Origin of the sequence: Streptococcus sp. NPS 308, from assembly GCF_002355895.1 — a bacterium.
Taxonomy (GTDB): domain Bacteria; phylum Bacillota; class Bacilli; order Lactobacillales; family Streptococcaceae; genus Streptococcus.
Window position 1 is genome coordinate 1,493,926 of record NZ_AP017652.1, and the last position, 21,524, is coordinate 1,515,449.

Sequence of the window (21,524 nt, forward strand, 5' to 3'; positions counted from 1 at the left end):
AAGCTATCTATTTTCCGACGATTACAGGACGGGTTCAAATCCTTTCTATCACTTTCCTTTTAAAATAAGCAAAGAAACCCAGTTGACTGCAACTGAGTTCATATCCTATGCTAAGGCTTCTGAAATATCTACAGAAGCCGCCTCATGCCAGAGTTTTTCAAGGTTATAGTGGGCACGCATTTCTTCTGAGAAGATATGCACGACGACACCACCGAGGTCTAGCAAGACCCAGCCTCCAGCTGCATCGCCTTCGACATGGCTGCCTTTAACACCAGCTTCGGCTACTTTTTCACGAATGTTATCAGCGATTGCGTCCAACTGACGGCTATTCATCGAGCTAGTGATAACAAAGTAGTCGGTCACACTGGTCAAATCTTGTACATCAAGTGCAAGGATATCCTCCGCACGTTTCTCATCAGCCGCTTTCACGACTAGTTCTAGTAATTCTTTTTCGTTCATTTAGTCTTCTTTCAAATAGTGCACATAGGCGTTATAGGTTTCAATGGTTTGGGGATAGATGGGGAATCCCTGATGAGCTAGATGCTCCACGGTACGAGCTGTTTCGTAGGCCACTGCCTTATTGAGTGACAAACTTGCAATCTCACGCGCCTGGTCCACTCCAGGGAAGGCACGATTGTGCTCGATGTAGTCTGCTACATAGATGACCTTGTCTAAGTCCGTCATCTGACCAGCCCCGACTGTATGGATTTCAATAGCTCGCAGGATTTCAGAGTTTTGCAAGTTCAAATCTTCCTTGATTTTGTAGATGCCGACCATGCCATGCCAGACATTATTGCCCCAGTTTTTGAGGTCAGGGTCTAGCTGGTAACGGTCAATCAAATCCAGAAATTCCTGATCTGACAACTTTTTAGCATAATCATGAAGAAGGCCTGCTAGACCAGCTTTCTCGGTATCGACTCCAAATCTCTCCGCTAGCTCTATAGCTGCACGCTCTACACCCAGACAATGGGTCAAACGTTTTTCAGGTAGAAGCTCTGCCATTCTTTCCAACAAAGCCTCTCGGGAGCAGTTGATATAGTCTTGATAGGCCATCAGTAGAGCCCCTCCTTCTCGATGTAGTCTAGCACTGGCTGAGGTAGGAGAAAGTTGGGTTTCCGACCTTGGGCAATGAAGTCACGTACCATGCTGGAGGAAATATCCATGAGAGGCACATCCACCCAGATGACTGGATAAGAAGTCCCTGCCTTGTAGCGTGGGCGCTGAACCCCCACAAACTGAACCATATCAACCAGTTCATCAATCCGATACCACTTGGGCAGGTAGTCCACCATATCAGCTCCGATAATAAAGTAATAATCCGTATCTGGATGTTGCTCTGTCAAAATCTTCATAGTGTCGTAGGTGTAGGAAATCCCCTTGCGCTCTAGCTCAATGGTTTCAATAGCTAGGCCTTCGATCCCCTCAATCGCCAATTCAAGCATCTTGAGACGGTGGTGTTCAGGGATGGTTTCTTTTTTGTCTACATGAGGTGGCTGATATTCAGGCATGAGTAGGACCTGGTCCAGTCCTAACTGTTGTCGTACTTGGTCCGCCACAACAAGATGGGCATGGTGAACAGGGTTAAAATTCCCCCCTAGAATCCCGACTTGTTTGCGCTTTTTCTCCTTGATTTCTGGCTCCAACTCTACCTTGGTAAAGGGAGTCAATAATTCGATTGCCATAGGCTCGTCTTCCTTTAATTCTCTGTAAAAACAGTTGTTTGGAGTAAGTGTTTAGATTTCTTTAACTTTCTTAGAAATCTTGCGATTTTCTTTCTTGCTGGATTGTTTAAACAAGATCAAGATGCGTCCGATTTTTTGGACAGTATCCACACCAATTTCTTCTTCCAAGATTTCAGCTACTTCATGGATGTTTTCATCTGTGTTTTGCAAGAGAGTAACCTTGATCAATTCACGTGCGTCAAGAGCTTGACGGACGCTGGTCTTGATTTGGTCGTTGAGACCATTTTTTCCAATTTGAATGATGGGTTTTAGGGTGTGTGCCTGGCTGTTGAGGTAGGCACGTTGTTTTGATGTTAATGACATAATTTCTTTAAAAGAGTTTCTTTTTATACTTTTCTAAAGTGGTGACGGACGTCAGCAAAGTCCTTCGGACTTTCATGACTAAAATTTGAGTCTAAGGTCTCAAATTTTCCGCAGTTGGTACAATCACTTGTACCAACTGACACCACAGCGAAAAGTATTCTCCATGGGGCTCGCAATGCTCGCCTTAATAAAGACAACCCTTTCCTTTCTGTGTTTAAATAATGGCTTTTCGTGTGACGACTGCGACGCCTTCTGGTGCCCAGACGGCGACTTTGGCGCTGCCTGTTACACGGATCCAGCCGAGTCCTGAGATAACTAGGTCAGTCTTGTCCTTGATGGTAAAGACATGCTGGACTAGTTTTGGAAAATCTTCTTTTTCCTTGCTATTTGGTGGTGTCAGAAGGGTTCCGAGGTGCTTGTCGTAGAAAGCACTAGCGCCTTCAAGCTTGGTACGGTGGAGTTTGAGTTCATTGTCAAAGAAGGCAGTAAAACCTTGCTTTTCTCCTGCAATAAAGTCAAAGCGTCCGAGGCCACCTAGAAACAGGGTTTGTTCAGGATTAAGCTGGTAGGTTTTAGGTTTGATTTCCTTTTTAGGACTGACATACTTGAGATTTTTAGCCGTCAAATAGTGGGCCATCTGGTGACGGTGGATAATTCCCGGTGTATCGTAAATATAAGATCCGTCATCAAGTGGGATTTCAATCTTGTCCAAGGTTGTCCCTGGAAAGCGTGAAGTCGTGATGACATTCTGATCACCCGTTATTTCTTGAATAATAGCGTTGATAAGGGTTGACTTTCCAACATTAGTCACACCAACCACATAGACATCGCGCCCCTTACGATACTGCTCGATTTTATCAATGACTTCCTTAATGGCATGCTTGTTTTGGGCTGAAGTCAGGACGACATCCACAGGGCGAAGACCTTCTTCGTGGGCACGTTCCATGAGCCATTGGCTAATCTTACCTGGTTTAACAGACTTAGGCAGGATATCTTTTTTATTTCCGACCAAGAGGACATCATTACCCGATACAAAGCGTGGCAAGCCTGGGATGACAGAACCATTAAAGTCAAAAATATCAATGACATTGACCACCAAGGCATCACTGTCTCCTACCTCGTGCAAGAGTTTGAGGAAATCATCGTCCGTCAACTGGACATCTGTAATTTCATTGTAATGACGGAGACGGAAACAGCGTTGGCAATAGACTTCGCCTGTCTCCAAGCCTTTTTCGAGTGCCGACTGGGGAGTAAATCCAAGACCAGCCTTGTCTGTCGTCTGAATGGTTGCTCCACAACCAATACAGAGAATTTCTTCCATAGTTAGATTCCTTTTTTATATGTAATCGGTCCGTACTTTTCCGTAATTCGCTTCATGACACGGCGCTCACGAGCTCGGTTAATCTGCGTCTTGATAGAGTCATGTTGGACCAAGGGTTTGACCAAGATCGAGCGAATACCTGCACGGTGCGCTGCCCGAATATCCGTCATGAGTTGGTCGCCGACCATGACCACTTCATTTTTCTCATAGTGAAATTCCTTCATGGCACGGTCTATTCCAAATGTGAAAGGCTTTAAAGCCCAATAAACGTAATCAATTCCAAATTTCTCAACTGCGCGTTGGACCCGTTTTTTGGTATTATTTGATACCACGATGATGCGAATACCTGCATCCCGAAGGTCATGTAGCCACTGTTTCATCTCTGGCGTTCCATCAGGGTTGTTCCAAGCAATGAGGGTATTGTCCAAATCGACCAAAACAGCCTTGATCCCCTGCGCCTGCAGGCTTGGGACTGTCAGATCATAGACTGCTTCCACAGCAAAATCTGGCATATAGTTTTCAATTGCCATCCTGGCTCCTTTTCTTAACTTTTTTTCGCAATTTTTCTCAAAATCAATGACAAGACCAACCATAAAACCGCACTAGCCAAGCTGATGTAGACCCAAGCATAGGGCTCGTCTGTAAAGGGGAGGGGAACATTCATCCCGAAAAATCCCGTCACTACTGCCAAGACTGCTAGTAAAACTGAAATAATGGTCAAGGTTGTCAAGTTATCATTCAAGTTATTATTCAAAATATTGTTGTAAGAGGCTGATAGTTGTTGCAGAACTTGAGAAATCAAATCGGTCATCGAAACCAGCTGGTGAGCCTCAATCATGGCATCATCAAACTGTTCTCTCTCAACTTCGTTAAATCTGCGATAAAGGGCATGTCCTTGGATATGTTCTAGCAACATGCGATTTTGCTTGGCAGCCGCTGTCAGATAAACCATACCAGTCTCCAAGTCGGAAAGAGCAAAGAGGTTTTTCTTAGTCGTTCGCTGACGCAAGAGGCCGTTGACCTCATCCTTACTCTTATCCATCTGTTCGATGACAGAATAGTAGGCATTGCTGATGATTTCCAGACTAGCAAAGAGAAATTTGTAAATAGAAAGCATATCATGACTCTCTAAATAACGTGTCATCTGTTCAATCACATAGGCATTTTTCTTATTACTAATCGTAATCAAGCGATGATGTTCCACGATAAAGGTCATGGGAAAGGCTTCATAGTATTCCTTGTCCTTTTTCAAATCCAATACATTGTAGATAAAGGTGACGGTTCCACTTTCGCGGTGGTAGTCCATGTGGGCACGCTCGTTTCTATCCAGTGCGTATTCAATGGTTTCCTTGTCCAATCCATAGATTTCAGAGAGATCTTCTAGTTTTTTCAATTTTCCCAAATCTAGGTTAATCCAAGTGCATCCATTGCCCAACTGCTTTTCTACAAACATATTTTCTCCTTTACCAAACTCTTTCTATTGTACCACAAATCTGCCAAAATAGCAGACCTACTCTGTGCGGGAAAAGTTGCTAACAACAGTGATATTTCGGTTAGGAACAAAGTGAAGGGCTTGATCGTCACCTCGCAGTTGCGTTGTACGGATCCCTACGCTAACGACCTTGCCAGAAACGGTAATCGGTCCATTTGTGAGAACCACTTCATCACCCACATCAAGCTGGCGTTCAAAGAGGATGAAAAAGCCATTGATGACATCGGATAGAAAACCTTGCGCCCCCATCCCAATGGCAACCCCAGCAATTCCTGCCCCAGCAAGGAGGCTGGAAACTGGCAAACCTAAAATGGACAGGATACAGTAGATTAAAAAGAAATAAAGGGTATAGTTAAAGATATTTTCAAGCAAACGAGAAATGGTCTTCTGTCTGCCAGCATCTCGATTTGAGAATTTAAGCGAGGGCTTGACAATCTTTCGGACAGTCGCATGGAGGATCTTTTTGGCTATATAAAATAGAAGGATAAGAATCAAAAGAGAGATCAACTTGGTCAAAAGATTCTCTAACATGGTTGTTAAATCAAGTTTATCAAAATAACGTTGAAAAAATTCTTGCATACAAAACTCCTTTTTCCTATTATACCATAACTTATCTGAAGACTATTCCCTATAAATATTCAAATTTCATTTGATTATTTAGTCAAATCTTGATTTTATGGCATATTTATACTATAATCAACAAAAGCGTGGGATTTGCTCCTTTCCGCTCTCTATTATCAACTTTTTAGGAAATTCTCATGTCTATCACCCAACGTACGACAAAACTGATCTTGGCAACCTGCCTTGCTTGTTTTCTTGCTTATTTTTTAGATTTATCATCAGCGGTTTCAGCTGGCATTATCGCCCTCTTAAGCCTTTCTGACACGCGCAGAAGTACGCTAAAATTGGCCCGTAACCGCCTCTTTTCCATGCTCCTAGCGCTCGCTATCGGCGTTCTAGCCTTTCAGCTGGCCGGCTTTCACATCTGGAGTCTAGGCCTCTATCTAGCTCTCTACGTGCCTCTTGCTTACAAAATGGGCTGGGAAATCGGCATCACACCTAGCAGTGTCTTGGTCGGTCATCTCTTGGTACAGGAGTCTACTTCTCCAGCTCTTTTGCTCAATGAAGTGCTCCTCTTTCTCATTGGGACAAGCTTTGCTCTGTTGGTCAACCTTTACATGCCCTCTCGGGAAAAGGCCATTCACAGCTATCACCTTCAGGTCGAAGAAAAGTTAAAAGACATCCTGCTTCGCTTTAAATACTATCTATCAAGAGGAGACGGGCGCAATCAAGCCCAACTCGTTGACGAGTTAGATAGCCTTCTTGATGAAGCCATCAAGCTTGTCTATTTGGACCACTCGGACCACCTCTTTCACCAGACGGACTACCACATCCACTACTTTGAGATGAGACAGCGACAAAGTCGTATCCTGCGAAATATGGCCCAGCAGATCAATACCTGTCATCTGGCTGCAAGTGAGAGTTTGATTTTGGCCCAGCTCTTTTCTAAGATCGCTGCCCAGCTAAGTCAGACCAATCCTGCTCATGACCTACTTGATGACATCGAACGCTATCTGAAAGTCTTCCGTAATCGGAGTCTCCCTAAAACACGCGAGGAGTTTGAGACCCGAGCCACCCTCCTGCAACTACTACGCGAAGCTGAAACCTTTATCCAGGTCAAGGTCGATTTTTACCAGAAATATGGAAACTAGAACGCAAAGAACCTCGGAGGAAGTCCTCTGAGGTTCTTTTGTTTTGCATTTGGAAGGACAGTTTATTCCCTCACACTGTTCTCAAAAAAGAAATAGCAACTAGTAACCGTCCATCACGCCACCTGTGAGTTGGTACATAAGGTAAATGTGCTCCAAGACTTTTACCTTATCCATATGGTCTACATCCTTTAAAACCTCCAGAAGCTAACAAAAAAATGTGATTTAATTGAAAATTTTATGATGCATCTTCATTATTCTACAAGTCCTTCAACTGGATGGCCGTAAAAATATTTCATACCTTCCGTCCAGTCTTTGTCTGACAACTCATCAATATAAGGAACCATCAAATCAATTTCATTTTTTGAAATAAGAGTATTGGTGTCCACTGGGACTTGCTTGCCTGTAAACATAGACAGAAGGGAAGCTTGAAGATAAAGATGGTATTTCTGTTCTTTTTGAGCAGCGATGTATAGAGCAGTCATAATTTCTTGTGTAAATAAACCAGGAAAAACCTGAAGAGTTTTGTAATAATAGCAATCTAAGTTCTTGTTCTTTATTACATCAAAATATAAGCTTCCAACTTCTTCTAAACTTGCATCTTCGTCTATAATTGAACGATAGTTGAGAAAGCTATCCAAAGCATCTTGAATAGCTTACTCCACTTCGGTTTCTGTATCTTCCCACTCCTCCCACAGAGTAAGAAGGTAAGGAACGACTTCATAGGACATTGTTTCCACAGCGCCAGCAGCAAAAGTAAATACCGCAAATTCTGAAGCGGAACTTAAAAAACGAAAATTCTCCACCTTTTTTAAATCATCATGTGTACACACTGGACAAAACAATCGAATACAAAGATTGAGCACTGCTTCATCTTTTGTCTGGTTCATCAAGTTAATCAGCAAGTTTTTTACTGTAAAATCTCCCCTTTTTAAGATTTCAGCAATCAGTAAAATACATTCTCTCTCATCATTTACTGAAAGTAAGCTCCTTTTTAAATCTTCAAGCGCTACTGAACTAACGTGACCGAACGACATTCCTGGTATTAACAATTTGTTCCCCATCCCCATTCTCCTTTTATCTATATACTTTATTTTGAAATTTGTTACTGGCTTTCTGACCGATGCTAAGTTATCACCAATTTTACTAGCTTTACAATCCCAGTATACCATAAACCATATGGATCAGCGTTTGATAAACCACAAAAGACCACCTCGAGGGTGGCCGTTTATCCATTCAAACAAAAAATCAACAAATCAAAAACATTCAAGGACTTTTCTTACGACGCATTTAAGTAAAATGCCATACTAATTAGTAGACACAAAGAGGCGAAAACGATTATTTTCGCTGATGAATTAGTAAGGCAGGTTGCTAGCCCTCTCACTACACGTTACGACGGAAAAATCCACGAATCGATAATATTCGTAAAACTTTACTAGTGGAGCGCCTAGCCAAGTTCCATAGAAACTTGGCGTTAGTTACTTAGATTGTTACACATTCAAATAAATTTACTGAATCACATTTTTTCTTCCAACTCTACGTCTGGATACTTGTCTGCAAACCAGCGAAGGGCAAAGTCATTTTCAAAGAGGAAGACAGGTTGGTCAAAACGATCTTTTGCCAAGATATTGCGGCTAGAAGACATGCGTTCGTCTAGGTCCTCAGGCTTGATCCAGCGAACGGTCTTTTTACCCATTGGGCTCATGACCACTTCGGCATTGTACTCGCCTTCCATACGGTGCTTAAAGACTTCAAACTGGAGTTGTCCGACAGCACCTAGCATGTACTCGCCTGTTTGGTAATTCTTATAAAGCTGAATGGCTCCTTCTTGCACCAATTGTTCGATACCCTTGTGGAAGGATTTTTGTTTCATAACGTTCTTAGCAGAAACTTTCATGAAAATCTCAGGTGTAAAGGTTGGAAGGGGTTCAAATTCAAACTTGTTTTTTCCAACCGTCAAGGTGTCTCCAACCTGATAAGTACCGGTATCGTAAACCCCGATGATATCACCTGCAACAGCATTGGTCACATTCTCACGACTTTCTGCCATAAACTGGGTGACATTAGAAAGCTTGGCAGTCTTCCCAGTACGAGGCAGATTGACACTCATCCCTCGCTCAAACTCACCTGATACGATACGGACAAAGGCAATGCGGTCACGGTGACGAGGGTCCATGTTGGCTTGGATTTTAAAGACAAATCCTGAGAAATCCTTATCATAAGGATCCACAATTTCGCCATCTGTTTTCTTGTGACCATGTGGTTCTGGAGCAAACTTAAGGAAGGTCTCAAGGAAGGTCTGCACCCCAAAGTTAGTGAGGGCTGAACCGAAGAAGACCGGAGTCAGTTCTCCTGCAAGAATAGCTTCTTCTGAAAATTCATTTCCTGCTTCTTGCAACAGTTCGATATCGTCCTTAACCTGAGCGTAGAAAGGATTGCTTCCAAATAGCTTATCCCCTTCTTCCAGACTGGCAAAACGCTCATCCCCTTTATAAAGTTCCAAACGTTGGTTATAGAGGTCGTACAAGCCTTCAAAGGCTTTCCCCATCCCGATTGGCCAGTTCATAGGATAGCTCGCAATACCTAGGACTTCTTCTAGCTCTTGCAAGAGGTCCAGTGGCTCACGACCGTCACGGTCCAGCTTGTTCATAAAGGTAAAGACGGGAATGCCACGGTGCTTCACAACCTCAAACAATTTCTTGGTTTGGGCCTCGATACCCTTGGCAGAGTCCACGACCATGACCGCAGCATCCACCGCCATCAAGGTACGATAGGTATCTTCTGAGAAGTCCTCGTGCCCTGGTGTGTCGAGGATGTTCACGCGCTTGCCATCATAGTCAAACTGCATAACAGATGACGTAACAGAAATCCCACGTTGTTTCTCAATATCCATCCAGTCAGACTTGGCAAAAGTCCCTGTTTTCTTTCCTTTAACCGTACCAGCCTCACGAATCTCGCCCCCAAAGTAGAGCAATTGCTCAGTGATAGTTGTTTTCCCGGCGTCCGGGTGGGAGATGATGGCAAAGGTACGGCGTTTCTTTATTTCTTCTTGAATAGTCATAAGTTCTCTTTCTTTGATTTTCTATTTTTAGTTGTTTCAGTAGCTAAGAATGATGTTTACATTGGATTTTACCATTCCTTTCAACTCTCCATTATATCGGATTTTGGGGAGTTTTTTAATTGCTCATCCGATGAAAAGGCGAGCTAGAGCACAGATTGCACCTGATTTCTCTTTTTCCACCGTTTTTTGAACAAGATATCAAAAAGAACCAGTGCTAGTGAGAGGATGACGGACACAAGAAGGTACTTTAGCCACAAGGGGGCATCCGGAATAAAAGGTGTCTTGTTTAACAAACCATAATTTCCACCCGTCACCTGATTTACCCCAACTAGAAAGAGGTTGAGAATGAAGGTATAGGCTACAATCATATACTTCTTAAGCAAGGTCTTGTCATAGTGATTCATCAAGTAAAGCAAGGAATTCACTAGAAGGGCATAGTGCCCAATCAAAAATGAAAAACTGGTGATATGGGGAAAATCATAGGGGTCAAAAACAGGGTAAACCAAAGCAAAGACCGCTCCACTTGCTCCTAAGAGGGCAAAATATTGCTTGCTCCGCCATTTATCGGGCAAGAAAACCACCGCAAACATAGCCAAACGGCAATGGTAAAATGGAAGGCTGTTAGAAAATGGAATCCCAAAACCAACATACCAACTATATAGGGCTAGCAACTGGAGGATCTGAATCCCCTTAAACCAGCGGACAAATTTCGGATTTTTGTGATAAACAAGCGCTCCATAAATACAAAGTACTAAAGTAAGCATCATGATCCCATACCAAAAGAGCGAAATGGGAGGAGGAACCGTTTGAGATCTGGTGATAAATTGATGGAACATATTTCTATCCTAACTCTTATTTTTTCTATTCTCTAGTTTAACCATTATAGCGAATTAAAAGCGATTTTTCAATTTCTATTTCTTTTCAGTTTGGCTCCCTTATTTATAGGAAATTATGGTAAAATAGAACAGACTAAAAATCATCATTTCACGAAAGGATGCAAGATGAAAATTACGCAAGAAGAGGTAACACACGTTGCCAATCTTTCAAAATTAAGATTCTCTGAAGAAGAAACTGCTGCCTTTGCGACAACCTTGTCTAAAATTGTTGATATGGTTGAATTGCTGGGCGAAGTCGACACAACTGGTATCGCACCTACTACAACTATGGCTGACCGCAAGACCGTACTCCGCCCTGATGTGGCCGAAGAAGGAACTGACCGTGATCGCTTGTTTAAAAACGTACCTGAAAAAGACAACTACTATATCAAGGTACCAGCTATCCTAGATGATGGAGGAGATGCCTAATGACTTTCAACAATAAAACCATTGAAGACTTGCACAATCTCCTTGTTTCTAAGGAGATTTCAGCAACTGAATTAACTCAAGCAACACTTGAAGATATCAAGTCTCGTGAGGAAGCTATCAATGCTTTTGTCTCTATCGCTGAAGAACAAGCCCTTGCTCAAGCTAAGGCTATTGATGAAGCGGGAATTGACGCGGACAATGTCCTTTCAGGAATTCCATTGGCTGTTAAGGATAATATCTCTACCGACGGTATCCTCACAACTGCTGCCTCTAAAATGCTCTACAACTACGAGCCTATCTTTGATGCGACAGCCGTTGCCAATGCCAAAGCTAAGGGTATGATTGTTGTCGGAAAAACCAACATGGACGAATTTGCCATGGGGGGTTCTGGTGAAACATCTCACTATGGTGCCACTAAAAACGCTTGGGACCACAGCAAGGTTCCTGGTGGTTCATCAAGTGGTTCTGCTGCAGCTGTAGCGTCAGGGCAAGTCCGCTTGTCACTCGGTTCTGATACTGGTGGTTCCATCCGCCAACCTGCCGCCTTCAACGGGATTGTTGGTCTCAAACCAACCTACGGAACAGTTTCACGTTTCGGTCTCATTGCTTTCGGTAGCTCACTAGATCAAATCGGACCTTTCGCACCAACTGTTAAGGAAAATGCTCTCTTGCTCAATGCTATTGCCAGCGAAGATGCAAAAGACTCTACTTCTGCTCCAGTCCGCATTGCCGACTTTACTTCAAAAATCGGTCAAGACATCAAGGGCATGAAAATTGCTTTGCCTAAAGAATACCTCGGTGAAGGAATTGACCCAGAAGTTAAAGAAACCATTATCAAGGCAGCCAAACACTTTGAGAAACTTGGCGCTATCGTCGAAGAAGTCAGCCTTCCTCACTCAAAATACGGTGTTGCCGTTTACTATATCATCGCTTCATCAGAAGCTTCCTCAAACTTGCAACGTTTTGACGGTATCCGTTACGGCTATCGTGCAGAGGATGCAAGCAACCTTGATGAAATCTATGTAAACAGCCGTAGCCAAGGTTTCGGTGAAGAGGTTAAACGCCGTATCATGCTGGGTACTTTCAGTCTCTCATCAGGGTACTACGATGCCTACTACAAGAAGGCTGGACAAGTCCGTACCCTCATCATCCAAGATTTCGAAAACGTCTTTGCGGATTATGACTTGATTTTGGGACCAACTGCTCCAAGTGTTGCTTATGACTTGGACTCACTCAACCACGACCCAGTTGCCATGTACTTGGCTGACCTCTTGACCATCCCAGTCAACTTGGCAGGCCTCCCAGGAATTTCAATTCCTGCTGGATTCTCTCAAGGTCTCCCAGTCGGTCTACAATTGATTGGTCCTAAGTATTCTGAGGAAACCATTTACCAAGTTGCTGCTGCTTTTGAAGCAACAACAGACTACCACAAACAACAACCCGTGATTTTTGGAGGTGACAACTAATGAACTTTGAAACAGTCATTGGACTTGAAGTCCACGTAGAGCTCAACACCAATTCAAAAATCTTCTCACCTACTTCTGCCCACTTTGGAAATGACCAAAATGCCAACACCAACGTGATTGACTGGTCTTTCCCAGGAGTTCTGCCAGTTCTCAATAAAGGGGTTGTCGATGCTGGTATCAAGGCAGCTCTTGCCCTCAACATGGACATCCACAAGCACATGCACTTCGATCGCAAGAATTACTTCTACCCTGATAATCCAAAAGCCTATCAAATTTCCCAGTTTGATGAGCCAATCGGTTATAACGGTTGGATTGAAGTGGAGCTAGAAGACGGTACGACCAAGAAAATCGGTATCGAACGCGCCCACTTGGAAGAAGACGCTGGTAAAAACACCCACGGTACAGATGGCTACTCTTATGTTGACCTCAACCGCCAAGGGGTGCCATTGATTGAGATTGTATCTGAAGCGGACATGCGTTCCCCAGAAGAAGCCTATGCTTATCTAACAGCCCTCAAGGAAGTCATCCAGTACGCTGGCATTTCTGACGTTAAGATGGAAGAAGGTTCGATGCGTGTGGATGCCAACATTTCCCTTCGTCCTTATGGTCAAGAAAAATTCGGTACCAAGACTGAGTTGAAGAACCTCAACTCCTTCTCAAACGTTCGTAAGGGTCTTGAATACGAAGTCCAACGCCAAGCTGAAATCCTTCGCTCAGGTGGTCAAATCCGCCAAGAAACACGCCGTTACGATGAAGCTAACAAGGCAACCATCCTCATGCGTGTTAAGGAAGGCGCTGCTGACTACCGCTACTTCCCAGAACCAGACCTACCACTCTTTGAAATCTCAGATGAGTGGATTGAGGAAATGCGTACAGAATTGCCAGAGTTTCCAAAAGAACGCCGTGCGCGCTACGTATCTGACCTTGGCTTGTCAGACTACGATGCCAGCCAGTTGACGGCAAACAAAGTCACTTCTGACTTCTTTGAAAAAGCTGTTGCCCTCGGTGGCGATGCCAAACAAGTCTCTAACTGGCTCCAAGGTGAAGTCGCTCAGTTCTTGAACGCCGAAGGTAAAACACTGGAACAAATCGAATTGACACCAGAAAACTTGGTAGAAATGATTGCCATCATCGAAGACGGTACTATCTCTTCTAAGATCGCCAAGAAAGTCTTTGTCCACCTAGCTAAAAATGGCGGTGGCGCGCGTGAATACGTGGAAAAAGCAGGCTTGGTTCAAATCTCTGATCCAGATGTTCTGATTCCAATTATCCACCAAGTCTTTGCTGATAACGAAGCTGCTGTTGCCGACTTCAAGTCAGGCAAACGAAACGCAGACAAGGCCTTCACAGGATTCCTTATGAAGGCAACCAAAGGCCAAGCCAACCCACAAGTTGCTCTTAAACTCCTTGCACAAGAATTGGCCAAGTTGAAAGAAAGTGAGTAATTTACTCTTTAAACACTTTTTTCTACTTTTAAAACGAGAATGAGACAAGGAGAATAAATGAACAAATTTTTACGATTGCTATTTGTCTTAGTCATCATCGCTATGTTAGGCGCTTCTATACTACAAATTTTCTTTCCATCATACATGGGAAGCCACTCCGGGTACGGAATATCTGCTGGTTGGCAACGAGAAATTGGAATATGGAATTTAGCTGTATTGATTATTATTCTCGCTATCAATATTAAATACGATTGGTTCTATCTACGAATCGCACTTCTTGCTCTCATTATTGGCGGAATTGGAATAGGAACAAATCACTTACTCAATTATATGGAGTATCACTCTCCTGTAAATGCTATCGGTGCTTTTGAAAATTACTTGCTAGCAATAGGGTGGTTTGTGGGATGGCTCATCGAGCGCCATTCCATAAAGAAGCCAAATGCTAGTAAATAACGCCTAGTATATCTTAGATTATTTTAAAGGTTATTAGTTATTAATAGTTTAATAATCATTCGAATTCAGAATTCTACCTTTCCAATCATATAGTTAGGAGACACATGAAAAAGTTTTATGCTCTTTTAATGACCTGTTTATTACTTGTTTTTCTATCCGTGCCTCAAATCGTTGATGCAGGTGTCGGACATTCCAGAAGTGGTAGCAGCAGTCGCAGTAGCTCCAGAAGTAGTAGCCGCTCAAGTGGAGGAGGAAGTCGTTCTGGCGGCTCATCCTACCACTACTACCGCTCTGGATACGGGTCATCCTCTAGTAGTTCTACTAGCTCTCCCTATCTAGGATTTATGTTCATATTAGTCGGAGGAATCATACTAGTTGTTATCGTTGAATCCTTAAAAAATAAAGCAAATAATTCAAGCACAAGCCACAGTAATACCAACTATCAACCAATCCACCGACGAATTGAACATAACACTTTGGCCATTAGTCGTGTAAAATATGGGGAACCAAACTTTGACGCTGATGCCTTCATTTCTTGGGTTAAGGAAGTCTACCTTAAATTACAGGTCGCCTGGACTGAGAAAAATTGGAACTCTGTCCGAGCTTTAGAAAGTACTAGTCTCTATTCACAGCACAGCACGCAATTAGAAGATCACATCCGAGCTAAGACAACCAATGTTTTAGAGAAAGTTTGTATCGAAAATGTTCGCATCAAGGAGTTCATTGAAAATCCTGACGGAAACGATACCTTAGTCGTAATCCTATCGTCTACCTTGCGGGACTATGTCATTGACGATGAGACTCGCCGTGTCCTTGAAGGAGATCCTAAAAAAGATCTCTTCACCGTGTATCAATTGAACTTTATCCGTCAACACGGTAGCCAAACGCAAGCAGTCAATCCAGACCAAGTTGTGAGTGACCACTGTCCAAACTGTGGCGCCCCATTGAAAATCTCTGCAGTTAGCGAGTGCGACTACTGTGGTGCCAATCTCTCTCGCAGTCCAAACCAATGGGTACTGGATACCTATGATGTTGTGGATGAAGACGAGCTTTATAATTAGGAGGAATTATGGGATTTATACGTGCAGCCTTATCAGCAGGCTTAAATAGTTTTAATGATAGTAAATTCAAGGAAGTCATTGTCCTTCCAGACAATGTCTCTGGCGATGCCTTGGCCATCAAGGGACAACTACTCACAAAAGACCCAGATGGACGTTCTCGTCACAGCAATCAAAACACAGGCCTCTTGTCAGATGGCAGTGTAGTTATCGTTCCTCAAGGCTATAGCGCTGTTTTGGTAAACAACGGTACCTTCCTTGGTGAAGTTCTCGAAGCTGGTAGCCACGAATGGCAAGCTGGTGATAACGCCTGGCTCCTTGAAAAAGGTGGTTTAAAAGGCACTTGGGAAAACTTTAAAAACCGTTTCTCTTTTGGTGGACAAGTCATCACCCAACAGGAAATTATCTTTATCCGCATGCAACCCATGGCGGGCAATAAGTTCGGCACACAAAATGCGGTCGAATACTTCAGCGAACGTTACCAACAACTGCTCAACATCCGTTTCTATGGCTTGTTTGATGTAAAAATCGCTGATCCAGTCCTCTTCTATGTGAGCTCTGTTAGCCGTCAAATTACTGACGGACAGCCATTCACTCTCCAGGATGTAGCTCAAGGAACGCTCCGTCAAAATATTGCACCGAAAATTGCGATTGCCATTGCCAAATACACCAACGAAAACAAGGTTGATATCTATAGCCTCAATGCCAACCAAGATACCTTTAACGAACTCGCTAAACAAGAAGTCAACAAGGTTTGGACAGGTCTCTACGGGATTGAAGCAACTAATATCTTGCTTGAAGACCTCAGCTACGACCAAGAAAGTCTTGATATCGTTCGCAAGCTCGACAGTGAGCTCGTGGCAATGAAGTACAACACGATTGAGATTGAAGAACGCCGCGCTCGTAACGAAGCGCTTATTGCTGCAGCTGCCAACGAAGGGAATGGCAATGGGATGAACATGTTTATGGGAATGAATCTTGGCCAAACTCTCGGTGGTCAACTAAGCCAACAAGCCCAAAATCAAGCGCCTGCTCAAAATACTGGGCAAGCTACTAGCAAGAATTTTTATATCGAAGTTGATGGGAAATACGTTCTCGTCACCAAAGACGAAGATGGAAATATCGTACCAGTCAACTAATTAAGCCCCTTCTGACATTTGAGTAATGTCGTCTTTTATGGTACAATAAAGAGTAAATTATTTTATTAAAGAGGTAAAAACATGATTGAAGCAAGTAAATTAAAGGCTGGTATGACCTTTGAAACAGCTGACGGAAAATTGATCCGCGTTTTGGAAGCTAGCCACCACAAACCAGGTAAAGGAAACACCATCATGCGTATGAAATTGCGTGATGTCCGTACTGGTTCTACATTTGACACAAGCTACCGTCCAGAGGAAAAATTTGAACAAGCCATCATCGAGACTGTTCCAGCTCAATACTTGTACAAAATGGATGACACAGCCTACTTCATGAACACAGAAACTTACGACCAATACGAAATCCCTGTAGTCAACGTTGAAAACGAATTGCTTTACATCCTTGAAAACTCAGATGTGAAGATTCAATTCTACGGAACTGAAGTAATCGGTGTTACCGTTCCTACTACTGTTGAATTGACAGTTGCAGAAACTCAACCATCTATCAAAGGTGCTACTGTTACAGGTTCTGGTAAACCAGCAACGATGGAAACTGGACTTGTCGTAAACGTTCCAGACTTCATCGAAGCAGGACAAAAACTCGTTATCAACACTGCAGAAGGAACTTACGTTTCTCGTGCCTAATCTCTAGAAAGAGGTCATTCTATGGGAATTGAAGAACAACTTGGCGAAATCGTTATCGCCCCACGTGTACTTGAAAAAATCATTGCTATTGCTACTGCAAAAGTAGAGGGTGTACACTCTTTTTCAAACAAATCAGTATCTGACACCCTTTCAAAACTTTCTCTCGGCCGCGGCGTTTATCTTAAAAACGTGAACGAAGAACTCACAACTGATATCTATCTCTACCTTGAGTACGGAGTAAAAGTTCCTAAGGTAGCTGTTGCTATCCAAAAAGCTGTCAAAGATGCTGTCCGCAACATGGCTGATGTAGAACTAACTGCTATCAATATCCACGTTGCAGGTATCGTTCCAGATAAAACACCAAAACCTGAATTGAAAGATCTATTTGACGAGGACTTCCTCAATGACTAGTCCACTATTAGAATCTAGACGCCAACTCCGTAAATGTGCTTTTCAAGCTCTCATGAGTCTTGAGTTCGGTACGGATGTCGAAACTGCTTGTCGTTTCGCCTATACTCATGATCGTGAAGATACTGATGTGCAACTTCCAGCCTTTTTGACAGAGCTAGTTTCTGGTGTTCAAGCTAAAAAGGAAGAACTAGACAAGCAAATCACACAGCATTTAAAATCAGGTTGGACCATCGAGCGTTTAACACTCGTGGAGAGAAACCTTCTTCGCTTGGGAGTCTTTGAAATCACTTCATTTGACACCCCTCAGTTGGTTGCTGTTAATGAAGCTATAGAGCTTGCTAAGAGTTTTGCAGATCAAAAATCTGCCCGTTTTATCAACGGACTCCTTAGCCAATTTGTAACAGAAAAAAATTAAATACAAGAAAAAGTGTTTGACGAATGTCAAACACTTTTTCTTTGCTTCACTCTATCTAAAAAAACGATCATAGATTAAATTAGAAAGCAACAACCAGATGAAATCTGCATGAATGAGAAAGTTAATAAAAATATGGCACAGGATTGTGATTTTTAGATTCTTTGTCCAACGGTAGACTAAAGCAAAGAAAAGACCGAAAAAACAATAAATCATCAAACTGATGGGGTCGCGATGGGACAATACCAAATGACTGAGCCCAAATATAAGAGCTGATAAGATGACATCCAAGTAGTATTTGGACTTAGGGAAAAAGGTATTCATAAAATAGCCTCTATGAACAATCTCCTCCAATATAGGCCCCAAAATGACAACTGAGATAAAAGAGAAGCAAGTCGTTAAAATAGTAGATTGCTCACTGAAGGATAGGACCGAAAGAAGGTCTTCAAAGATATAGTGATTATTAATGAAGTGACTAAATTGTAAGTAAAAAGCACTTAACAACTGACGGACAAAATAAGCAGCCACTAGACTAACTAGAAGGTAAAAGAATCTGGATTTCTTCGAGCCCTTTTTCTCAAAAATATAGAGCATTTTTTTCCTTTTAAGCCAATAGATAACTAGTACTAAAAGAGCTAATTGCTCTACTGCTACAATAATAGAATAGCCATCCATACCCCAGACAAATAGCTTAGCCAGATAGAGACTACTGTAGTCTAGTAGATAAATTGATAGAAATACCAGTAATGTATAGATTCCCAAATGGCCTAGTTTTTTCATACTTACTCCTAAAAATCTTTGTCGACTTATTTTTATAGCATAAATATCTTTTATTATATTAACAACTATTTTTAAAAAAGTCAATTTTTCATCCTGAATGGTTGCTTTACCCATTGAAAAACAAGAAATTGATAAAAAAGATTTCTCTATCTTCCTATCAAATTAGAAAAAGTGTTTGCCTTCCACTATCTAAAAAAATGATAATAGATATAATTGTAAACAAAAATCCAGATGGGTTTTGCATAAATGAGAAAGTTGAAAAAACTATGACACAGAATGGTGATTTTTAGATTCTTTGTCCAACGGTAGACAAGGGCATAGAAGAGACCGCCTAAACTATAAATAATCAAACTGATAGGATCTCGGTGAGTTAGGATCAAATGACTAAGTCCAAAGATAAGAGCAGATAGGATAACATCCAGATAGTACTTGGACTGGGGGAAAAAGGTATTCATAAAGTACCCTCTATGAATCAGTTCCTCTAATATAGGTCCGACGACTACTGTTAAATTAAAACTGAGAACAGTTGATAGAAAAGTTGGTTGACCATTGGAGTATAGAGTCGAAAGAAGGTCCTGAAAGATATACTTGTTATCAATTAGGTGATGAAACTGTAACTGAAAAGCATCCACCAATTGACGATCAAAATAAGTAGCCACTAGACCAACTACAAGGTAAAAGAATCTTGACTTCTTTGAACCCTTTTTCTCAAAAATATAGAGCATCTCTTTCTTTTTGAGCCAGTAGATAAATAATAGCAAAAGAGCTATTACTTCAACTGTTAAAAAGATAGAATAGCCATCTATCCCCCATCCTAAAAACTTAGTTAGATGCATAATCCCTAACTCTGGTAGATAAACCGATAAAAATACCAGTAAGATAAAGACTCCCAAATGCCCTAGTTTTTTCATTTTTACAAACTTCCTTAACTTCTTGTTCCTCTATTCAACTTTTTCCCGTAATTTAGATTTCTAATTTCCTTTCGAGTTTGAAAATCATTTAAACATTACAAACTTCTATATCTAGTATAAATCATTTTTGACCAGTGTGCCATCCATCTCCTAAACTGTCAATTTTTCGTCCTGAATTGCATTTTTCCATAAAAAATGAGACCTTGCTAGTCTCATTTAGTCATTCTTAGTATTTTCTAAACCGTTGGTAACGTTCTTCGAGGAGCTGTTCCAAGGCTAAGCCTTGCAAGCGGTCAAGTTCTGCACGCAATTCATTTTTAACACGAGCTTGCAGTTCCTTACTGGAAAGCCCTGCTTCTGAGATTACCTTGTCAACGATACCCATTTCTAGGAGTTCGTGTGAAGTGATTTTCATCAACTCTGCTGCCTCCATGGCACGGCTTCCATCCTTCCAAAGGATAGAGGCAAAACCTTCTGGGCTGAGTACGGCATAGATCGAATTTTCCAGCATCCAGACACGGTCAGCAACGGCTAGTGCTAATGCACCTCCAGACCCTCCTTCACCGATAATAATCGCGATGATTGGAACCTTGAGGTCGCTCATTTCCATCAGGTTTCGAGCGATTGCTTCCCCTTGTCCACGTTCCTCAGCTCCAACACCTGGGTAAGCTCCAGCAGTGTTGATGAAGGTTACAACTGGACGACCAAATTTTTCTGCCTGTTTCATCAAGCGAAGAGCCTTGCGATAGCCTTCTGGATGGGGTTGCCCAAAGTTCCGTTTGAGGTTGTCATGAAGACTTTTTCCCTTTTGGATACCAACAACTGTGACTGCTTGGTCACCTAACCAGCCAATCCCACCGATGACCGCACCATCATCACGAAAAGAGCGGTCTCCATGCAATTCGATAAACTCATCAAAGATTCCATTGGCAAAATCAAGTGCGGTCAAGCGACTCTGCTCGCGTGCCTCTCTGACTATTTTTGCAATATTCATCCGCGACTTCCTCCATGCAATCTCACTAATTTAGCAATTGTATCTGGCAATTCTCTCCGTTTGACAATTGCATCCACAAATCCATGTTCAAGCAAAAATTCTGCCTTTTGGAAATCATCCGGCAAGGTCTCACGAACTGTATTTTCGATAACACGACGCCCTGCAAAACCAACCAAACTCTGGGGCTCTGCTAGGATAATGTCACCTTCCATAGCAAAAGAAGCTGTCACTCCGCCTGTTGTCGGATCCGTCAAAATAGTCAGGTAAAAAAGTCCTGCCTTGGAATGGCGTTGAACTGCCGCAGAAATCTTAGCCATCTGCATCAAGCTCATAATCCCTTCTTGCATACGTGCACCGCCAGAAGCCGTAAAAAGTACAACTGGCAACTTTTCAACTGTCGCATATTCAAACAAGCGCGTGATTTTTTCACCCACAACGGTTCCCATCGACGCCATGATAAAGTTTGAATCCATGATCCCAAGGGCAACTTTTTGTCCCTTGATGCTAGCTGTACCAGTCAGGACAGCTTCATCCAGTCCTGTTTTTTCACGCATGCTAGCCAGTTTTTTCTGGTAACCAGGAAAGTTCAAGGGATCTTGAGTTTCAATTCCTGTAAACATCTCCACAAAGCTATCAGAATCAACTGTTAGAGCCAAGCGCTCTTGGGCTGAAATACGGAAAGTATAGCTACAATGGGGACAAATGCGCTCACTCCCAAGGTCCTTTTGATAAATGGTGTGCTTACATCCAGGACACTTGGAGAAGAGTTCATCAGGCACCTCCGGCTTGGCTTGTGGTGCCTGCCTTACGGATCGATTAGGATTGATCCGAATATACTTATCCTTTTTACTAAATAGAGCCATAAATCCCCCTTTTAGTTC

General features: G+C 42.4%; 24 protein-coding genes and 2 pseudogenes. 10 read left to right on the forward strand and 16 right to left on the reverse strand.

Features of this window, described 5'->3' with window-relative positions; all coding sequences use genetic code 11:
- Nucleotides 1-105 precede the first annotated feature (105 nt).
- From rsfS to SNAG_RS07775, 8 genes are all read right to left on the reverse strand, one after another.
- Nucleotides 106-459, reverse strand: a complete 354-nt coding sequence (gene rsfS, locus SNAG_RS07740) for a ribosome silencing factor (protein WP_084856928.1) — start codon at nt 457-459, stop codon at nt 106-108.
- Nucleotides 460-1,053 carry a bis(5'-nucleosyl)-tetraphosphatase (symmetrical) YqeK gene (gene yqeK, locus SNAG_RS07745; protein WP_096408158.1) on the reverse strand — a complete coding sequence of 198 codons (594 nt, stop codon included), beginning with the start codon at nt 1,051-1,053 and terminating at the stop codon, nt 460-462.
- On the reverse strand, nt 1,053-1,682 hold the full coding sequence (locus tag SNAG_RS07750; protein ID WP_000963695.1) for a nicotinate-nucleotide adenylyltransferase: 630 nt from the start codon (nt 1,680-1,682) through the stop codon (nt 1,053-1,055). The genes yqeK and SNAG_RS07750 overlap by 1 nt, the downstream gene beginning before the upstream one ends.
- 51 nt (nt 1,683-1,733) lie before the next feature.
- Nucleotides 1,734-2,045 carry a ribosome assembly RNA-binding protein YhbY gene (yhbY, locus tag SNAG_RS07755; protein WP_096408160.1) on the reverse strand — a complete coding sequence of 104 codons (312 nt, stop codon included), beginning with the start codon at nt 2,043-2,045 and terminating at the stop codon, nt 1,734-1,736.
- A 214-nt stretch (nt 2,046-2,259) separates the two neighbouring features.
- Entirely contained in the window at nt 2,260-3,366 is a 1,107-nt protein-coding gene (gene yqeH, locus SNAG_RS07760; RefSeq protein WP_096408163.1) for a ribosome biogenesis GTPase YqeH, read from the reverse strand.
- Between the two features lie 2 nt (nt 3,367-3,368).
- A complete protein-coding gene (locus SNAG_RS07765) occupies nt 3,369-3,896 on the reverse strand; it encodes a YqeG family HAD IIIA-type phosphatase (protein ID WP_096408165.1) in 528 nt (175 codons plus the stop codon).
- A 14-nt stretch (nt 3,897-3,910) separates the two neighbouring features.
- Complete coding sequence (locus SNAG_RS07770) at nt 3,911-4,819, reverse strand: magnesium transporter CorA family protein (RefSeq protein WP_096408167.1); 909 nt, start codon at nt 4,817-4,819, stop codon at nt 3,911-3,913.
- Nucleotides 4,820-4,876: 57 nt separating this feature from the next.
- Entirely contained in the window at nt 4,877-5,437 is a 561-nt protein-coding gene (locus SNAG_RS07775; protein WP_096408169.1) for a mechanosensitive ion channel family protein, read from the reverse strand.
- Between the two features lie 179 nt (nt 5,438-5,616).
- Here SNAG_RS07775 and SNAG_RS07780 point away from each other — a divergent pair, with 179 nt between their 5' ends.
- On the forward strand, nt 5,617-6,570 hold the full coding sequence (locus SNAG_RS07780; protein WP_096408172.1) for an aromatic acid exporter family protein: 954 nt from the start codon (nt 5,617-5,619) through the stop codon (nt 6,568-6,570).
- 99 nt (nt 6,571-6,669) lie between these two features.
- Here SNAG_RS07780 and SNAG_RS10050 read toward each other — a convergent pair.
- From SNAG_RS10050 to SNAG_RS07795, 4 genes and pseudogenes are all read right to left on the reverse strand, one after another.
- Nucleotides 6,670-6,781, reverse strand: a pseudogene (locus tag SNAG_RS10050) (T6SS immunity protein Tdi1 domain-containing protein); the annotation flags it as partial.
- Nucleotides 6,782-6,821: 40 nt separating this feature from the next.
- Nucleotides 6,822-7,739 (reverse strand): annotated as a pseudogene (gene imm47 / locus SNAG_RS07785) (Imm47 family immunity protein).
- A 344-nt stretch (nt 7,740-8,083) separates the two neighbouring features.
- Nucleotides 8,084-9,628 carry a peptide chain release factor 3 gene (locus tag SNAG_RS07790; RefSeq protein ID WP_000155105.1) on the reverse strand — a complete coding sequence of 515 codons (1,545 nt, stop codon included), beginning with the start codon at nt 9,626-9,628 and terminating at the stop codon, nt 8,084-8,086.
- A gap of 143 nt (nt 9,629-9,771) precedes the next feature.
- Complete coding sequence (locus SNAG_RS07795) at nt 9,772-10,464, reverse strand: YwaF family protein (RefSeq protein WP_096408175.1); 693 nt, start codon at nt 10,462-10,464, stop codon at nt 9,772-9,774.
- Between the two features lie 165 nt (nt 10,465-10,629).
- On the opposite strand from SNAG_RS07795, the gene gatC reads away from it, so the two are divergent.
- From gatC to nusB, 9 genes are all read left to right on the forward strand, one after another.
- Nucleotides 10,630-10,932: an Asp-tRNA(Asn)/Glu-tRNA(Gln) amidotransferase subunit GatC gene (gene gatC / locus SNAG_RS07800; RefSeq protein ID WP_045617614.1), complete on the forward strand. Its 303-nt coding sequence runs from the start codon at nt 10,630-10,632 to the stop codon at nt 10,930-10,932.
- On the forward strand, nt 10,932-12,398 hold the full coding sequence (gene gatA, locus SNAG_RS07805) for an Asp-tRNA(Asn)/Glu-tRNA(Gln) amidotransferase subunit GatA (protein WP_096408177.1): 1,467 nt from the start codon (nt 10,932-10,934) through the stop codon (nt 12,396-12,398). The genes gatC and gatA overlap by 1 nt, the downstream gene beginning before the upstream one ends.
- Nucleotides 12,398-13,843: an Asp-tRNA(Asn)/Glu-tRNA(Gln) amidotransferase subunit GatB gene (gene gatB, locus SNAG_RS07810; protein WP_001008635.1), complete on the forward strand. Its 1,446-nt coding sequence runs from the start codon at nt 12,398-12,400 to the stop codon at nt 13,841-13,843. Before gatA ends, gatB begins: the two co-directional genes overlap by 1 nt.
- 57 nt (nt 13,844-13,900) lie before the next feature.
- Nucleotides 13,901-14,296 carry a hypothetical protein gene (locus SNAG_RS07815; protein ID WP_096408180.1) on the forward strand — a complete coding sequence of 132 codons (396 nt, stop codon included), beginning with the start codon at nt 13,901-13,903 and terminating at the stop codon, nt 14,294-14,296.
- A gap of 104 nt (nt 14,297-14,400) precedes the next feature.
- On the forward strand, nt 14,401-15,357 hold the full coding sequence (locus tag SNAG_RS07820) for a zinc-ribbon domain-containing transport protein (protein ID WP_096408182.1): 957 nt from the start codon (nt 14,401-14,403) through the stop codon (nt 15,355-15,357).
- Nucleotides 15,358-15,365: 8 nt separating this feature from the next.
- Nucleotides 15,366-16,493 (forward strand): SPFH domain-containing protein, encoded by a 1,128-nt coding sequence (locus SNAG_RS07825; protein WP_096408185.1) that lies wholly within the window; start codon nt 15,366-15,368, stop codon nt 16,491-16,493.
- 81 nt (nt 16,494-16,574) lie between these two features.
- Nucleotides 16,575-17,135, forward strand: a complete 561-nt coding sequence (gene efp, locus SNAG_RS07830; RefSeq protein WP_000568640.1) for an elongation factor P — start codon at nt 16,575-16,577, stop codon at nt 17,133-17,135.
- Between the two features lie 21 nt (nt 17,136-17,156).
- Nucleotides 17,157-17,546 (forward strand): Asp23/Gls24 family envelope stress response protein, encoded by a 390-nt coding sequence (locus SNAG_RS07835; protein ID WP_096408187.1) that lies wholly within the window; start codon nt 17,157-17,159, stop codon nt 17,544-17,546.
- Nucleotides 17,539-17,961 (forward strand): transcription antitermination factor NusB, encoded by a 423-nt coding sequence (gene nusB / locus SNAG_RS07840; protein ID WP_096408190.1) that lies wholly within the window; start codon nt 17,539-17,541, stop codon nt 17,959-17,961. Before SNAG_RS07835 ends, nusB begins: the two co-directional genes overlap by 8 nt.
- 51 nt (nt 17,962-18,012) lie before the next feature.
- Here the strand turns inward: nusB and SNAG_RS07845 are convergent, their stop codons facing one another.
- From SNAG_RS07845 to accD, 4 genes are all read right to left on the reverse strand, one after another.
- Complete coding sequence (locus SNAG_RS07845) at nt 18,013-18,738, reverse strand: CPBP family intramembrane glutamic endopeptidase (protein ID WP_096408192.1); 726 nt, start codon at nt 18,736-18,738, stop codon at nt 18,013-18,015.
- Nucleotides 18,739-18,923: 185 nt separating this feature from the next.
- Nucleotides 18,924-19,649 (reverse strand): CPBP family intramembrane glutamic endopeptidase, encoded by a 726-nt coding sequence (locus SNAG_RS07850; protein ID WP_096408195.1) that lies wholly within the window; start codon nt 19,647-19,649, stop codon nt 18,924-18,926.
- A gap of 226 nt (nt 19,650-19,875) precedes the next feature.
- Complete coding sequence (locus SNAG_RS07855) at nt 19,876-20,643, reverse strand: acetyl-CoA carboxylase carboxyl transferase subunit alpha (RefSeq protein ID WP_084946969.1); 768 nt, start codon at nt 20,641-20,643, stop codon at nt 19,876-19,878.
- Entirely contained in the window at nt 20,640-21,506 is an 867-nt protein-coding gene (gene accD / locus SNAG_RS07860; protein ID WP_096408198.1) for an acetyl-CoA carboxylase, carboxyltransferase subunit beta, read from the reverse strand. Before accD ends, SNAG_RS07855 begins: the two co-directional genes overlap by 4 nt.
- Nucleotides 21,507-21,524: the final 18 nt, after the last annotated feature.

Coding starts and splice junctions, on each gene's coding strand:
- yqeH (WP_096408163.1), bottom strand. CDS start 3,366: ATGGAAGAAATTCTCTGTATTGGTTGTGGAGCAACCATTCAGACGACA.
- SNAG_RS07790 (WP_000155105.1), bottom strand. CDS start 9,628: ATGACTATTCAAGAAGAAATAAAGAAACGCCGTACCTTTGCCATCATC.
- rsfS (WP_084856928.1), bottom strand. CDS start 459: ATGAACGAAAAAGAATTACTAGAACTAGTCGTGAAAGCGGCTGATGAG.
- SNAG_RS07770 (WP_096408167.1), bottom strand. CDS start 4,819: ATGTTTGTAGAAAAGCAGTTGGGCAATGGATGCACTTGGATTAACCTA.
- gatA (WP_096408177.1), top strand. CDS start 10,932: ATGACTTTCAACAATAAAACCATTGAAGACTTGCACAATCTCCTTGTT.
- SNAG_RS07825 (WP_096408185.1), top strand. CDS start 15,366: ATGGGATTTATACGTGCAGCCTTATCAGCAGGCTTAAATAGTTTTAAT.
- SNAG_RS07795 (WP_096408175.1), bottom strand. CDS start 10,464: ATGTTCCATCAATTTATCACCAGATCTCAAACGGTTCCTCCTCCCATT.
- gatB (WP_001008635.1), top strand. CDS start 12,398: ATGAACTTTGAAACAGTCATTGGACTTGAAGTCCACGTAGAGCTCAAC.
- efp (WP_000568640.1), top strand. CDS start 16,575: ATGATTGAAGCAAGTAAATTAAAGGCTGGTATGACCTTTGAAACAGCT.
- SNAG_RS07765 (WP_096408165.1), bottom strand. CDS start 3,896: ATGGCAATTGAAAACTATATGCCAGATTTTGCTGTGGAAGCAGTCTAT.
- SNAG_RS07835 (WP_096408187.1), top strand. CDS start 17,157: ATGGGAATTGAAGAACAACTTGGCGAAATCGTTATCGCCCCACGTGTA.
- SNAG_RS07775 (WP_096408169.1), bottom strand. CDS start 5,437: ATGCAAGAATTTTTTCAACGTTATTTTGATAAACTTGATTTAACAACC.
- SNAG_RS07815 (WP_096408180.1), top strand. CDS start 13,901: ATGAACAAATTTTTACGATTGCTATTTGTCTTAGTCATCATCGCTATG.
- gatC (WP_045617614.1), top strand. CDS start 10,630: ATGAAAATTACGCAAGAAGAGGTAACACACGTTGCCAATCTTTCAAAA.
- accD (WP_096408198.1), bottom strand. CDS start 21,506: ATGGCTCTATTTAGTAAAAAGGATAAGTATATTCGGATCAATCCTAAT.
- SNAG_RS07845 (WP_096408192.1), bottom strand. CDS start 18,738: ATGAAAAAACTAGGCCATTTGGGAATCTATACATTACTGGTATTTCTA.
- SNAG_RS07820 (WP_096408182.1), top strand. CDS start 14,401: ATGAAAAAGTTTTATGCTCTTTTAATGACCTGTTTATTACTTGTTTTT.
- nusB (WP_096408190.1), top strand. CDS start 17,539: ATGACTAGTCCACTATTAGAATCTAGACGCCAACTCCGTAAATGTGCT.
- SNAG_RS07750 (WP_000963695.1), bottom strand. CDS start 1,682: ATGGCAATCGAATTATTGACTCCCTTTACCAAGGTAGAGTTGGAGCCA.
- SNAG_RS07855 (WP_084946969.1), bottom strand. CDS start 20,643: ATGAATATTGCAAAAATAGTCAGAGAGGCACGCGAGCAGAGTCGCTTG.
- yhbY (WP_096408160.1), bottom strand. CDS start 2,045: ATGTCATTAACATCAAAACAACGTGCCTACCTCAACAGCCAGGCACAC.
- SNAG_RS07780 (WP_096408172.1), top strand. CDS start 5,617: ATGTCTATCACCCAACGTACGACAAAACTGATCTTGGCAACCTGCCTT.
- yqeK (WP_096408158.1), bottom strand. CDS start 1,053: ATGGCCTATCAAGACTATATCAACTGCTCCCGAGAGGCTTTGTTGGAA.
- SNAG_RS07850 (WP_096408195.1), bottom strand. CDS start 19,649: ATGAAAAAACTAGGGCATTTGGGAGTCTTTATCTTACTGGTATTTTTA.